Here is a 12,847-nt window from a genome sequence, read left to right as displayed (position 1 = left end):
CATTTATGTTGTCAATAATAAAATATTTTTGATCCACTCTATGTTCATCCTGTGGTTTCGTCCGTGTTGCTGATGGTGTAAGATGTGTATAGATGCATAGAGAGGATGTTTACAGATGGACAATATCTATTACATAACGGTTAAGCTGGTTACGGCCATGGTTGGGCTGTGGCTAATTACAAAACTGCTCGGCAAGAAAGAAATTTCACAACTGACCGCCTTCGATTTTGTCTCCTCTCTGATGTTAAGCGAGATTGTTGGCAATACGCTTTATGACAAGGACGTTACTCTAAGTGAGCTGCTCTATGCGCTGCTGCTGTGGGCGGCGATGTCGCTGTTTCTGGAAAAGCTGGTGCAGTTTATCCCGGGATTGTCCAAATATTTGAATGGCCGCGCCGATATTATTATTAACCAGGGAAAAATCGATTTTCGGGCGATGAAGCGCAACAATCTGGATTTTGACCAATTACATACACTGCTGCGGGAGCAAAATATATTTACCGTGCGCGAGGTCGCTTTTGCTGTATTTGAAACGAATGGCAATATCTCGGTTTTGAAAAAATCGGAGGTGGACAGCATCACGAAGACGGATCAGGAGCTTCCCGAAAAGTCCATGATGCTTCCGATGGTGCTTGTTGAGAATGGACGGATTCAAACGGATCGATTAGCAAGACTCGGCCGCACGAAACCGTGGCTGCTTGATGAGCTGAGGAAGAACGGGGCTGGGCGATTACAGGATGTTCTGTATGTAGAGTGGTCGGAGCATCAAGGCATGTATATTCAGAAAAAGGAGTGACTGCGGATGTAATTATATACTTGTGTTGTGAATTTAGACCATGGGGGAGCTAGCATGAAGTCAAATAAAAAGGGGTTTAAAATCTCATTTATCATATCCGGTGTCGTGCTGTTTTCCGTTCTCATGACCCTGCTGATTAATTCGTTTGTAGGCTATCAGGCTGAGAAAACATCCTTATACAGCACGACGCAGGAATTAAATCGAATTCGGTCCGATGAGCTGAGCCGAACAACCCAAACGATTATTTTATCGATGAAACAAACCGTAATGGCATCCGCACAATATTTTACTAAAGAACACAGCTCGGATGAGGCAGCCCAAGAGCAGCTGGATTTTTTAATGAGCACCGATAATTTGTTTAATTCTGTAGCGTTGGTAGATAAATCCGGGTCGTTGCGTGCGATATCACCAAGAAATTCGGACATTATTGGACAGAAGCTGACATCACAGGCTTCCAGACAAGCGCTGGAGCTGCAGAAACCGCTAATGTCAGAGCCTTACAGAGCAGTCACGAACCGACTGATCATATTGGTCAGTCATCCTGTTTTTGATGCGAACGGTCGCTACAACGGATTTATCTCCGGTACCATTTACCTGCAAGAGCCTAATTCACTAAAAAAAATACTGGGAGAGCAATCGGCTGCCACTAACGGCTCGTATTATTATGTCGTCGATGCAGCCGGGAATCTTATCTATCATCCAGACACTGAACGAATTGGGGAAAATGTGCTCGCAAATCCTATCGTACAAAAAATAGTAGCAGGAGGCAGCGGTCAAGACGAGGTAAGCAATACGAAGGGTGTGAGTTATTTAGCCGGTTATTCCACAGTCCCTGAAACAGGCTGGGGCATTGTGGCCCAGACCCCTAAGCAATATGTAGACCAAAGCACCAAACGTTTAATAACATCGATGGCTTTGTATTCGTTACCATTTTTAATTATCGTGCTGGTGTTGGTGCTGTGGCTGTCACATAAATTATCACAACCACTGAGCAGGCTTGCGTTTATTGCCTCCGGTCTGAATAATGTTGATGGCAGGGGCAAGGAAGTTCCTCAAATTGATCACTGGAATTATGAAGCTAATGAACTGTATGCGGCCATTGCCAAGGCGTTTCATATCATGAACAAAAGAACCGAGGAGCTTTCCTTTGAAGCGCAAACCGATCCACTGACAGGGCTGACCAATAGAAGGACTATGGATGCCATTCTTGGGTTGTGGCAGGCGCAGTCGAGAAGCTTCAGTATAATCATGCTGGATCTGGATCATTTTAAATTAGTGAACGATACCTACGGTCATCAGATAGGGGACCAGGTGCTTCAATTTACAGCAGGGATCATGATGTCCGAGAAGCGGGAGCACGATTATTGCTGCCGGTATGGCGGTGAGGAATTCACGATGCTGCTGCCGGATGCTACGGAAGAAGAGGCTTATGCAACGGCTGAACGCATTCGAACCTGTATCGAGGGCAGCATCTGTCCGACAGGTCAAAAAATTACGTTATCCTTGGGGATCGCGTCCTATCCGAACGAGACATTGAGCATACAAAGATTATTTAAAAATGCCGATGATGCACTGTACCAAGCCAAGCATAACGGACGTAATCAAACGGTAGTGTATACGAAATCATCTGAGACGACAATATTATCATCTTAAAAACAGATTGTCTGTAGCCAAGCCATGCTCGTTACGGTATTTACCTGGTGACATGCCTACCCAATGCCGAAATACCTTGGAGAAATAATTACCCCCTGCAAACCCGACGGAACCTGCAACCTCGTCCAGGGTTTGTTCGGTCGTTCGCAGCAGCTCGGCCGCCTTTTCGATGCGCAGCTTGTTTAAATACTCCAGTGGTGTCAGTCCGATAAAACGCGTGAATTGTCTGAGGAAATGGTACTTGGAGAGTCCCGCATTTTCGGCCATCTCGTCCAGATTGAGGGGCTGCTCGTAGTGCAGCTCAATGAAATGTACGGTTTTTTGTATCGCTTCGGGGATCTCGGATATGGATTTCTCAAAGGTCGTGCTGCGGTGAAGCTCAGTAATAAATTGATACGCAAATAGCGCGTTTAGGTAACCATCTGTAATTTGTCGCTGCCGGGCTTTCTCGAATATCATTTTCAATGCCCGGATTGGAGGGCTATCTATGGAAAAGTCGGACACATGTCCGAGCTTGGAAATCAGCTCATCGAGGATGGGACGAAGCCGCTCACCCCGCATCATAATAAACATATACTCCCAGTGATCACTTTCCGGGGGGAAATAGTAACGATGCTGGCTTGGAATCCATACCAGAAATGCTTTTTCGGGAGTGAGCAGGCAGGATTGCCCCTCTATATGCATCATGCCATAGCCAGACAACGTATATTGAAATAAAAAAGCCCCTTCTTCGCCGCGATTGAGCCCATCCCAGTTGTAGTCCGTGCTGACTGTACGTTCCCATCCGACCCCGTGCAGCTGGGCGATCTCATAAGCTGGCGTTTCCCGGAAACGAAAGCCATAGCTGTGCCGAAACGATTCATTGGATTTATTGGACAAGTCCGAAGTCTCCTCTTTTCATCGATCTGAAATCATAATCCTATGCAGCAATATATTACCTATGGAAAGCAGTTTATTACCATTGTCATTGTTTCTATAATACTTTATTTTAGATAAAGGAAGCAATTTATTAGATTGATGAGGAATCAGGAGGATGTAACCATGTTGAAGGTAGCTATGATTGGTGCCGGAAGTGTTGGCTTTACCCGTAGATTAATGATGGATATTTTATCTGTAGAGAAGTTCAGGGATACCGAGTTTCGGCTGATGGATATTAACGCAGACAATCTGCGGATGGTCTCAGACCTGTGCCGTAACTTAATTGGAAAGAACAGCCTCGCTGCGACGATTGTGGAAACGACGAATCAAAGGGAAGCCATAGCCGGTGCAGATTACGTCATTTGTATGGCGCGTGTCGGTGGTTTGGAAGCGTTTCATCATGATGTAGAGATTCCACTCAAATATGGCGTTGATCAATGTGTCGGTGATACGCTTGGACCGGGCGGTGTGTTTTTTGCCCTACGGACGATACCGGTGCTGCTCGGGATTGCCAAGGATATGCGTGAAACCGCGCCCAATGCACTGCTGCTGAACTACTCGAATCCGATGGCGATGAACACATGGGCACTGCGGCGTGCAGGCGGCATTAACGTTGTTGGCTTATGTCATGGTGTGCAGGGTGGCCATAAGCAAATCGCGAGAGCGCTTGGACTGCCGCGTGAGGAGGTTGATTTTATATGTGCGGGCATCAACCATCAAACCTGGTACATTCAGGTTACGCATGAAGGAAGGGATATGACGCCTTATTTGCTGGAGGCATTTGAGAAGCATCCCGAGCTGTCCGAGCGTGAGCCTTGTCGGATTGATGTACTGAAGCGCTTCGGCTATTATTCAACGGAATCCAATGGACATCTAAGCGAATATTTGCCATGGTACCGCAAGAACAAGGAAGAGATCGACAAGTGGATTTATAAAGGCGAATGGATCGGCGGCAGAACCGCAGGTTATTTAAACCACTGTATTTCCAAGCGTGATGAATATCTCGAGATGTATCCAAAATGGATGAGCGGTGAAGCTGAATATATCAAGCTTGGGGAGCGTTCCGACGAGCATGGCTCCTATATTATCGAGGCACTGGAGACAGGCAAAACCTACCGTGGCCATTTCAATATCGAGAACAGAGGATTTATCACCAACCTGCCCGATGGTTCTACGATTGAAATCCCTTGTTATGTGGATCGCAATGGCATTAATGTTGCCTGGGTAGGCGATCTGCCCTTGCAGTGTGCGGCAACATGCCGTACGAGCATTAGCGTTCAGGAGATGGCAGTCGAAGCCGCTCTTACCGGAAACCGTGAGCTCGTGAAGCTGGCTATTTTGCATGATCCTCTAACCGCTGCGCAATGTACGACACAGCAGGTATGGGATATGTGCGATGAGATGTTTGACGCTCTGGCTCCATGGCTGCCGCAATTTAACGGTGAAGGCGCGACCTGGCCGGATATCCCGCAGCCGGAATCGTTTTACAAGATCAGCAAGTCTGCTGACGGCTGGCTGCCTCCTGCTCTGCGTGGTGAGCAGGTAATCGTGAATACGGAAGAGCGTTTGTCTGTCGGATATAAGGATTCTTAAGGAAATTACCAAATGGCGGGACGTAAGGAGCTGGAGTACTATCGGTTTACGAAGGACGAAATCATTAAGTTCATTCATGGAAAACGTCCTTTGACGGAGTATGACCAATTCCTGGGGACCTTGAATGCAACCTTTAAAAATGATGCTTATCTGGAGCATGCTGCCAAGTTGTTGAAGGAGAAGGGGATTTTGAAATAGCTTGATGTTAATTAAATGAATTTGCAAGGGCTGTATGGGGTGCTTATCCTCATGCGGCCTTGTTTGTTTGCCGCGGTTTTTGTCAGAGGCACTCAGGATTTGTCGTAGACAGAAATTCATGTTTTATGGATAATAGGGAATGAGACCCATTTTTAAGCAGGAGAAGGAGTGAGTTTGTAATTATGACTTTGAATCGGAAGATAAGTGAAGGTGCATTAATCCTCTTTGGGTTATCGAAATGATTATTTAAATCAGCAAATTCGAGAAAAATTATGCGGCAGACCCTATGCTGACAATTACGTTGTTTTTGTAATGGTCGTGGCACCGATCTCATTTGGTCTGTAGCTTATTCAATATTTGTGGAATCATAGGATATTTTCAACAATCCTTACGTGTTTTTTTAAGTGTAGCGTTATACATATAGGGGGGATTGGAAAAGTGTCATTATTAGTGTTAACCGCAACAACGGCAAAGGCATCGTCCATGTCTGATACGGAAGTAAAGTCCATACTGATAGGTGGAAGCTGTTTAAACGCGCTGCTGCTTATTGCTTTGATTTATTTGATTTACAGACTGGCTCAGCTGAAAAGAAATGACGGGAAAACTTTACAGCACTCACCAAAAGAGCGCCCGAGAAGGCTAACAGAACAAAGTGTAGGGCAGGTTATCGAAAGACAAATTTTGAATTTGGCAGCAGAGCGTGGTGGAACCCTAAGTATCGTAGAGACCGCATATCACACGAAGCTGTCAACTGAAATATCGGAAAGAGCACTGGAATCCTTCGTAAGAAGGGGCCATGCACAAATCAAGGATCGTAACGGCGCTGCCCTCTATTATTTTCCAGGTATGCTTACCGAGTATGAGAAGGTGACGGCCAGACCCCTTAGCGATTTATTGGACGAGTAAGCTTGAAGGATAGGCTTGTTAGTTTGTTAGAGAAAGGAGAATCGATATGTATGTATTCCATTTGGCCAGCAAAACATCCTCAGCAGCAGGTGATGCCCTTGGATCCATTATAGCTGTTATATTGTTGACTTTAATGATGAGTGGTCCTTTATTTGCTGTGGTAACCATTTTATACAGTAAACTTGAAAAAGCTCTCTATAGCCGAAGGTCCTTGACCGCAGGCTTAGAAGCGCAGCTATTAGAGCTGGCCCACGCAAAGGGAGGCACATTGACGATTCCTGAGGTTTCGATGAATACCGATCTTTCACTGGAGGAATCGGAGATCGTGCTTGATTCCTTTGTTAAGCTCAAATACATCAATCTCCGTGTTTCGGAGAAGGGCGCTGTCCTCTATGATTTCCCGCGAATAAATCGCTAACAGCTCGAATAATCAGCTAAAATAGAAGTAATAAGAATCCCGAAGCATGTAGACTTCCAACTGGAGGCCGACCTGATTCGGGTTTCTTTGTTGTTGTGTAATGCTTCATGGGTTCCACAGTCTGTCTTATTGAATGCCAAAAATGTACGAATCTGCGATAACGTTTGCGGTTCGGTAAAAGTCGAATAGGGACCGATGTACAGCATTTGAACATTTGTCCCTTCGTGAAGAGTCTTAAAAGCTGGGATTCGAGAAATATATACCCTAACATACCCCTGTTAAATATTAACTCAGCCCTATCCTTTAATTCTTTTCTATTCGGTAAGATAAATGAAGAGCGTGAACGGCTTACGAAGTCAGTTTTCTGACGAAAACTCAGCAAATGCTTACGAAGTCAGTTTTCTGGCGAAAACTTTTAGGAGGGAACCCATGTCCAAACAGCAGGCGTCCTTGCCCTGGCAGAGGCAATCAGCCGCAAAACACACGAAGTGGCACAGAATCAAAGCATACAAATGGCTGTATGTACTGCTGCTGCCGTCGATTGCTTATTTTTTTCTGTTCAGTATTGTGCCCTACTACGGGCTGACAATCGCTTTCAAAAACTTCTCGCCGTTTGTCGGAATTGCTGATAGCCCTTGGGTGGGGCTAAGGCATTTTGAACGGTTGATGGAGAACCCGGATTTTTATCGGCTGCTGAGAAACACGCTGTTGATCAGCCTGTACAAGCTCGGCTTTGGCTTTCCGGTTCCGATCCTGTTTGCCTTGCTGTTAAATGAGGTGCGTTCGGTTGTATTCAAACGCTCGGTACAGACGATTACGTACTTTCCTCATTTTTTATCCTGGGTGGTGTTCGGTGGGATTGTCGTTACCTTTTTGACTCCCTCGGGGGTCATTAATGCCATGTTGAAGGCTTTCGGCATGGCTCCGGTCAATTTTTTGGTGGATCAGCAGTTTTTTAGGCCGATTTTGGTCGTTACCGGTATTTTAAAGGATTTTGGCTGGAGTGCGATTATTTACCTCGCGGCACTGGCGGGTGTCAATCCCGAGCTGTACCATTCGGCCAAGGTCGATGGAGCGGGCAAGTTCCAGCAGATGCTGCATGTCACGCTGCCCGGCATACTGCCGACGATATCGCTGATGCTGATTATTAATTTAAGCCATTTGCTGGATGCCGGCTTTGAGCAAATCTTCGTGCTGATGAATCCGACTGTATACGAGGTAGGCGATATTATCGATACGTATGTGTATCGGATGGGTCTGGAAAAAGGCCAGTTCAGTGTCGCAACAGCAGTCGGTTTATTTAAGGGTGTCATTGGCTTTGTTCTGATTGTAAGCGCAAATTGGCTGCTGCGGAGATTTGATCAACGTTCGATCTGGTAAGCATAAATAACTGCTAGAAGACTGAATAAAAAGGAGGTTTCCCATGGTCAAAAGTGAGCGCAATGTACTCACGGACGTTTTGATTCACGCTGTACTTGTTCTGTTCTGTATCGTCACGCTGCTGCCGGTCGTGCATGTGTTCTCGGTTTCATTCAGTGACCCCATAGCTATTCATCAATCGAGCATTATGCTGCATCCGAAAGACATTACGCTCAGCGCGTATCAATATATTTTTTCAACACCGGCGCTGGTCAGAGCGTTCCTGATAACGGTTACGATTACGGTGGTAGGGACATTTTTGAATCTGGTATTTACGATTACGGCGGCATTTGCCCTATCCAAACGGAATTTGCCGGGGTTGAAGATCTTTATGATTCTGATTATTGTTGTCATGAATTTTAATGCCGGGATTATCCCGGGTTACCTCAATATCAAAAACCTGGGGCTGCTGAACAGCATATGGGCGATGATCATTCCTGGTCTTGTCAGTGCGTTCAATCTGATCCTGATGCGCAATTTTTTTATGGATTTACCTGAGGAGATCGAAGAATCCTCCAAGATGGATGGCTGCAATGAGTTTACCTTTATTTGGAAAATATTAATCCCTCTGTCGCTGCCAGCGATCGCTACAATTGGCTTATTTTATGGAGTTGCGCATTGGAATGAGTTTTTTAAAGGCGTCTTTTATATTACGGATTCACGTAAATGGCCCTTGCAGGTACTGTTGAAGGTCATTGTGTTCGACGGCAACTTTACGAATTTGGCGGGAGCGGATACGGAGCAAATGAAGGTCGAGCCTGCCAATGTGCAAGCGGCCGCGATTATTTTTGCTACCTTGCCGATCGTGCTGGTGTATCCGTTTTTACAAAGGCATTTTGTGAAAGGTATCGTGATGGGTGCTGTGAAAGGATGAAACTTAACAGAGCAGGGTGAAACATTAAAGCAGTCTTATTATCAAATACCATTTATGCAGCTACCATTAATCGTGTAATCGTCAGTAAACGCAAGCAAATGAAAAGGGAGGTCTTACCATTGATTCGTAAATCATTACCTGTATTTATGACCGGAGTGGTCGCATCCTCATTACTGTACGGCTGTACGGCACAAGAAACGAAGGCCCCTGCTGGCTCAGCTGCAAATACACCTGCCGGGTCACCGACTGCAGCACCTGCAAGCACAGCACCAGCCAAAATTTCAGTTATCAAGCCCTTATATCCGGGACACATTTATTACCCTGATTCCGAGCTGGAGAAGCTGGTTGAGAAGGGAGCCAATGTCGAGGTTACTTATGAGACTCCACCGAGCACGGAGTACAAGACCGCGATTAACGTCAAACTCGCTGGAGGGGATATTCCCGATATCGTCAATACGTTTTCTCCAGGTGACACCGAGCACAATGCGCTGATCGCTCAGGGGGCGTTCAGATCCCTCGATGATTTACTGCCCAAATTTCCGAAGCTGAAGGCTTCCTTCAGTGATTCCATATGGAACATGCTCAAAAATCCCGCAGACGGCAAAATCTATGGAGTACCTTGGCTGCGGGACCGTGGGGGTACAGGGATTGTCATCCGTAAAGATTGGTTGGACAAATTGGGCTTGAAGGAACCCAAAACTTTAACAGAGCTTGTAGATGTACTTAAAGCGTTCCGCGATAAGGATCCTGACGGCAATGGCAAGCAGGACACGATTCCACTCGCATTTAAAGACAATCAGCTGTTGAACGTGTATGCGCTGCTTCCGTTGTTCGGTGTCAATCCGGGCTGGTCTCCTGATCCGAAAGATAACAATAAACTGGTCAATGGTATTACCCAGCCGGGCGTGCTGGATACATTGAAGTTTATTCGGGATTTAAGACAGGAGGGGCTGTTGGATCAGGATTTTCTGGTCGGCAAAACGATCGGCTTTGACAAATTTAAATCCGGGCAGGTGGGTGTGCTCTTAACAGGCCTCGGTGACTATAGGCAGCTTGCTGTGCTGCCCAACATGAAAGCGGAAATTCTTGATCCAATCGAGCATAACGGAAAGAAATGGGGGCTGGCGATGCCTGCCATACCGATTTCACGAACGAACCAAATCTCAGCCAAGTCCAAAAACCCGGAAGCGGCACTGCGTTACCTCGAATACCAGATTACAGATGGCTTTGACTATATTCAATATGGGGTTGAAGGTAAAACTTACAGTATCGTCAATGGCATTAAAACCCCTTTTGCAGACGACAAGAAGGATAAGCAGTACAATACTAATGTAGGCTTGGAGCTGCTGCAGCCGGAATGGCTGTTCGTCGATACGGAAAAATATACGAAATTTGTTTCCAAGGATATTGCCCAGTACATCATCAAGAAGCTTGACGAATACGAGAAAAACAGTGTGTATGATTATCTTCGTCCGAATGTAGATTTCCCTTACCGTACGGAAACCTCCGTGCAGCAGACGCAAATTCTTACCGAGGGCTACAGTAAAGTATTGCTGGATACCTCTGTGGACGCGAACAAAACCTTCGAGGATACTATTGCCAAATGGAAAGCGGCTGGTGGCGATAAGGTTACTGAAGAAGTCAACAAGCTGCAAAAGGATAAATCCGCACCAAGCTATACCTTTAAAAAGAAGTAGGTTGATTTGTTAAACTTTAAAGAATTCATAGCCACTTTTACAAAATCATAATATAATAGACTCCTAAGCCAATCACAGCTGTTAAGGAGCTGCATATGAAAAATTTTGTAACCGTCGTAGGTACCGTATTCGTGGATTGTAAAGGTTTTGCCAAACAAAATTATATTCCGCAAGGAAGAAACTTGGGTAATATCGAATTTGTGCATGGTGGCGTAGGCCGCAATGTAGCCGAGAATCTTGCGAATCTGGAGTTAAATACGGCATTTGTATCTACTTTGGATCATTCCGGATTAGGTCTCGAAATTAAACAACGTCTTCAGGATGTTCAAGTGAATACCGACTTTTTGAAGCCGGCGAATCAAGGAATGGGCATGTGGCTCGCTGTGTTGGATGAGAACGGGGATTTGGCCGGATCGATTTCGCAGATGCCAGATCTTCAAGCATTAGAAAGCGTGTTTGCCGAATCCAGACAGGAAATTGTGGAACGCTCATCCCATATCGCTTTGGAGCTTGACCTGAATGAACAGATTAGCAGCTCAGTTATTTCGATGGCTGTACAACAAAACAAGCCTGTTTACGGAATTCCCGGAAACTTGGATGTTGTACTTAAAAACAGAGGTTTGCTCAAGCAGCTGGAATGCTTTATCTGCAATGAGGTGGAAGCTGAGCGGCTTTTTGAAAAGAGTATAGGTACGACTAACCCGGACGAAATGCTGCAGGAATTGGTTCCTTTTGTAGATGCTGCTGGACTGCGCTCGATGGTTATCACTTTGGGGGAGCATGGCTCCGTGTATTATGACTCCGTTAGCAAGGAGCAAGGTCATCAGCCAGTTTTCCCGGTTAAGGTTGTCGATTCCAGCGGTGCTGGAGATGCTTTCTTTTCCGGAACTATTATGGGATTAGTGCGGGGCATGAGTCTCAAGGAAGCAGTCGTGTGCGGTACCAAGGTTGCGGGCTGGACAATAGAATCGCAGGAAAACAACTGCCCCGATTTAAAAGCTAGAACGGGTAAAGACGAATATTTCCAGAGACTGCTTGTAAAATAAGCAGTCTTTTTTTGTTCATCGCAATCTAGCATCCATCAACGGACATAGTCTACCATTTGCATCCCGCAAAATATGAAGTAAAATGAAGATAGATGTCGATCTGGTGGAGGTGGAGAAGCGATGAAGAGAAATGTGGGAAGGGTGCTGCTCGCTGCAGCTGTGATCATGATGCTCGTACAACCGCTATCTACTGTACATGCCGGATTTTTTGATCGGGTGAAGGATATTTACAAGCTGCCGGAGCAGGTGGAGATCATTGAGAAGGAATACGAATCCACGAAGCAGCAGCTTCAGGAGCAAGTCAAAAAGTTCGACGAACAGAAGGATAAACTGACTGAAACGATAGCACGCTCGAAAGAAATGGAAGAGAGGCTGCTGGCCCAGAACAAACAGCTGCTGGAGCAAAATGAAGCTTTACAAAGAGCTATTCAGTCAGCGGAACAGGACAAGCTGGACAAGGAAGCGCGCAACCGTAAGCTGTTCTGGATGGGAGCGACAGCTGTAGCATTGATCGCAGGCTATTTTGTATCCGGTCGGTTAATACGTGTAGCGGTCTGGAAGCGGCAAAAGCGCAGTTTACGTAAATAGAAAATGGTAATTTGTGGGAGGTACAATGGACATTTCTTTTGAGCAGGCTGAACAAAGGACCCGGCTGGCAGTGCTTACGATGGATAAGGGAGAAGCCGTCCATGTGATGCATCCCAATCAAATTGTTGCTTTTCAAGGCCAGCCTTCCTTGCGTGAGGATTCCTTTATGAAGCTGTCCAATATGTACCGCAAAAAAAGATTCATTCAATCACGGATCAGTGGTCCATCACGTTGTATGCTGGGTCTGCCCGAGGGCTATAGCCTGGGAATGGTTGCTATTAAAGAGGATGACGATCTGCTGTTTGAATTCAAGCATGTGTTGTTTTATATGGAGGGGATGACCTTTCGCACACATATTCAAACCATTCGTAATGCGATCATGACACGTGATTTGGTGAAAATGAGGTTTCAAGGACCGGGAAACCTGGGATTGCTAACGTCAGGACCGCTTTATCAGGTGGAGCTTCACCCGGATAACCCGTTGTTTGTCGATGTGAACTGTCTAGTTGCTTACCCACAGCACATTGAGCTTAAGCCTTGTGTATATGGAAATACGTTGGCCAGCCAGCATATGAATTATCATTGGGAGCTAAAGGGCACGGGTTCCGTACTGCTGCAGCCCTGCAAGCCTGACAAGCAGCTGGATGAGCATATGCAAGGTGACAGTCTGATTCGTCGGGTACTTCGAGAAGTGATTCCGTTCGGAGGGATCTTTATCAAATGAAATAAGCCACCGAAGTG

At 45.9% G+C, this 12,847-nt stretch carries 13 protein-coding genes; 12 read left to right on the top strand and 1 reads right to left on the bottom strand.

The genetic code is table 11. From position 1 onward, the window contains the following. Positions 1 to 115: 115 nt before the first annotated feature. Both LRL21_RS01845 and LRL21_RS01840 read left to right on the top strand, forming a co-directional pair. Positions 116 to 796, top strand: a complete 681-nt coding sequence (locus LRL21_RS01845; protein ID WP_240414046.1) for a DUF421 domain-containing protein — start codon at positions 116 to 118, stop codon at positions 794 to 796. Positions 797 to 850: 54 nt separating this feature from the next. Then, positions 851 to 2,449 (top strand): sensor domain-containing diguanylate cyclase, encoded by a 1,599-nt coding sequence (locus tag LRL21_RS01840; RefSeq protein ID WP_240414045.1) that lies wholly within the window; start codon positions 851 to 853, stop codon positions 2,447 to 2,449. Here LRL21_RS01840 and LRL21_RS01835 read toward each other — a convergent pair. Next, the gene (locus LRL21_RS01835) at positions 2,441 to 3,328 is read right to left on the bottom strand and encodes an AraC family transcriptional regulator (protein WP_240414044.1); all 888 of its coding nucleotides are present in this window, start codon (positions 3,326 to 3,328) and stop codon (positions 2,441 to 2,443) included. The two genes, LRL21_RS01840 and LRL21_RS01835, sit on opposite strands and share 9 nt — an antisense overlap. Positions 3,329 to 3,490: 162 nt before the next feature. On the opposite strand from LRL21_RS01835, the gene melA reads away from it, so the two are divergent. The 10 genes from melA to LRL21_RS01785 all read left to right on the top strand — a co-directional run bounded on the left by melA (position 3,491) and on the right by LRL21_RS01785 (position 12,830). Further along, positions 3,491 to 4,960, top strand: coding sequence for an alpha-glucosidase/alpha-galactosidase (gene melA / locus LRL21_RS01830; RefSeq protein WP_240414043.1), 1,470 nt, complete (start codon positions 3,491 to 3,493; stop codon positions 4,958 to 4,960). Positions 4,961 to 4,972: 12 nt separating this feature from the next. Next, positions 4,973 to 5,158: a hypothetical protein gene (locus LRL21_RS01825; RefSeq protein ID WP_240414042.1), complete on the top strand. Its 186-nt coding sequence runs from the start codon at positions 4,973 to 4,975 to the stop codon at positions 5,156 to 5,158. Between the two features lie 438 nt (positions 5,159 to 5,596). Beyond that, complete coding sequence (locus LRL21_RS01820) at positions 5,597 to 6,064, top strand: hypothetical protein (protein WP_240414041.1); 468 nt, start codon at positions 5,597 to 5,599, stop codon at positions 6,062 to 6,064. 46 nt (positions 6,065 to 6,110) lie between these two features. Continuing rightward, positions 6,111 to 6,482 carry a hypothetical protein gene (locus tag LRL21_RS01815; RefSeq protein ID WP_240414040.1) on the top strand — a complete coding sequence of 124 codons (372 nt, stop codon included), beginning with the start codon at positions 6,111 to 6,113 and terminating at the stop codon, positions 6,480 to 6,482. Between the two features lie 429 nt (positions 6,483 to 6,911). Then, positions 6,912 to 7,862 (top strand): ABC transporter permease, encoded by a 951-nt coding sequence (locus tag LRL21_RS01810; protein ID WP_240414039.1) that lies wholly within the window; start codon positions 6,912 to 6,914, stop codon positions 7,860 to 7,862. 43 nt (positions 7,863 to 7,905) lie between these two features. Continuing rightward, positions 7,906 to 8,775 carry a carbohydrate ABC transporter permease gene (locus LRL21_RS01805; protein ID WP_240414038.1) on the top strand — a complete coding sequence of 290 codons (870 nt, stop codon included), beginning with the start codon at positions 7,906 to 7,908 and terminating at the stop codon, positions 8,773 to 8,775. A gap of 119 nt (positions 8,776 to 8,894) precedes the next feature. After that, positions 8,895 to 10,472: an extracellular solute-binding protein gene (locus LRL21_RS01800; protein ID WP_240414037.1), complete on the top strand. Its 1,578-nt coding sequence runs from the start codon at positions 8,895 to 8,897 to the stop codon at positions 10,470 to 10,472. A 95-nt stretch (positions 10,473 to 10,567) separates the two neighbouring features. Then, complete coding sequence (locus tag LRL21_RS01795) at positions 10,568 to 11,518, top strand: carbohydrate kinase family protein (protein ID WP_240414036.1); 951 nt, start codon at positions 10,568 to 10,570, stop codon at positions 11,516 to 11,518. Positions 11,519 to 11,638: 120 nt separating this feature from the next. Next, positions 11,639 to 12,106 carry a DUF3450 domain-containing protein gene (locus tag LRL21_RS01790; RefSeq protein WP_240414035.1) on the top strand — a complete coding sequence of 156 codons (468 nt, stop codon included), beginning with the start codon at positions 11,639 to 11,641 and terminating at the stop codon, positions 12,104 to 12,106. Between the two features lie 25 nt (positions 12,107 to 12,131). Next, positions 12,132 to 12,830, top strand: coding sequence for an AIM24 family protein (locus LRL21_RS01785; RefSeq protein ID WP_240414034.1), 699 nt, complete (start codon positions 12,132 to 12,134; stop codon positions 12,828 to 12,830). The last annotated feature ends 17 nt before the right edge of the window (positions 12,831 to 12,847 follow it).

The sequence above is a fragment of the Paenibacillus periandrae genome (assembly GCF_022458865.1).
Lineage (GTDB): Bacteria > Bacillota > Bacilli > Paenibacillales > NBRC-103111 > Paenibacillus_S > Paenibacillus_S periandrae.
Note: the sequence above shows the minus strand (reverse complement) of the source record. Positions and strands in the feature narration are given on the sequence as shown.

Bases quoted from the DNA above. Each gene is read 5' to 3' on its own strand.
- LRL21_RS01845 (WP_240414046.1), top strand. From the start codon at position 116: ATGGACAATATCTATTACATAACGGTTAAGCTGGTTACGGCCATGGTT.
- LRL21_RS01840 (WP_240414045.1), top strand. From the start codon at position 851: ATGAAGTCAAATAAAAAGGGGTTTAAAATCTCATTTATCATATCCGGT.
- melA (WP_240414043.1), top strand. From the start codon at position 3,491: ATGTTGAAGGTAGCTATGATTGGTGCCGGAAGTGTTGGCTTTACCCGT.
- LRL21_RS01825 (WP_240414042.1), top strand. From the start codon at position 4,973: ATGGCGGGACGTAAGGAGCTGGAGTACTATCGGTTTACGAAGGACGAA.
- LRL21_RS01815 (WP_240414040.1), top strand. From the start codon at position 6,111: ATGTATGTATTCCATTTGGCCAGCAAAACATCCTCAGCAGCAGGTGAT.
- LRL21_RS01810 (WP_240414039.1), top strand. From the start codon at position 6,912: ATGTCCAAACAGCAGGCGTCCTTGCCCTGGCAGAGGCAATCAGCCGCA.
- LRL21_RS01805 (WP_240414038.1), top strand. From the start codon at position 7,906: ATGGTCAAAAGTGAGCGCAATGTACTCACGGACGTTTTGATTCACGCT.
- LRL21_RS01795 (WP_240414036.1), top strand. From the start codon at position 10,568: ATGAAAAATTTTGTAACCGTCGTAGGTACCGTATTCGTGGATTGTAAA.
- LRL21_RS01790 (WP_240414035.1), top strand. From the start codon at position 11,639: ATGAAGAGAAATGTGGGAAGGGTGCTGCTCGCTGCAGCTGTGATCATG.
- LRL21_RS01785 (WP_240414034.1), top strand. From the start codon at position 12,132: ATGGACATTTCTTTTGAGCAGGCTGAACAAAGGACCCGGCTGGCAGTG.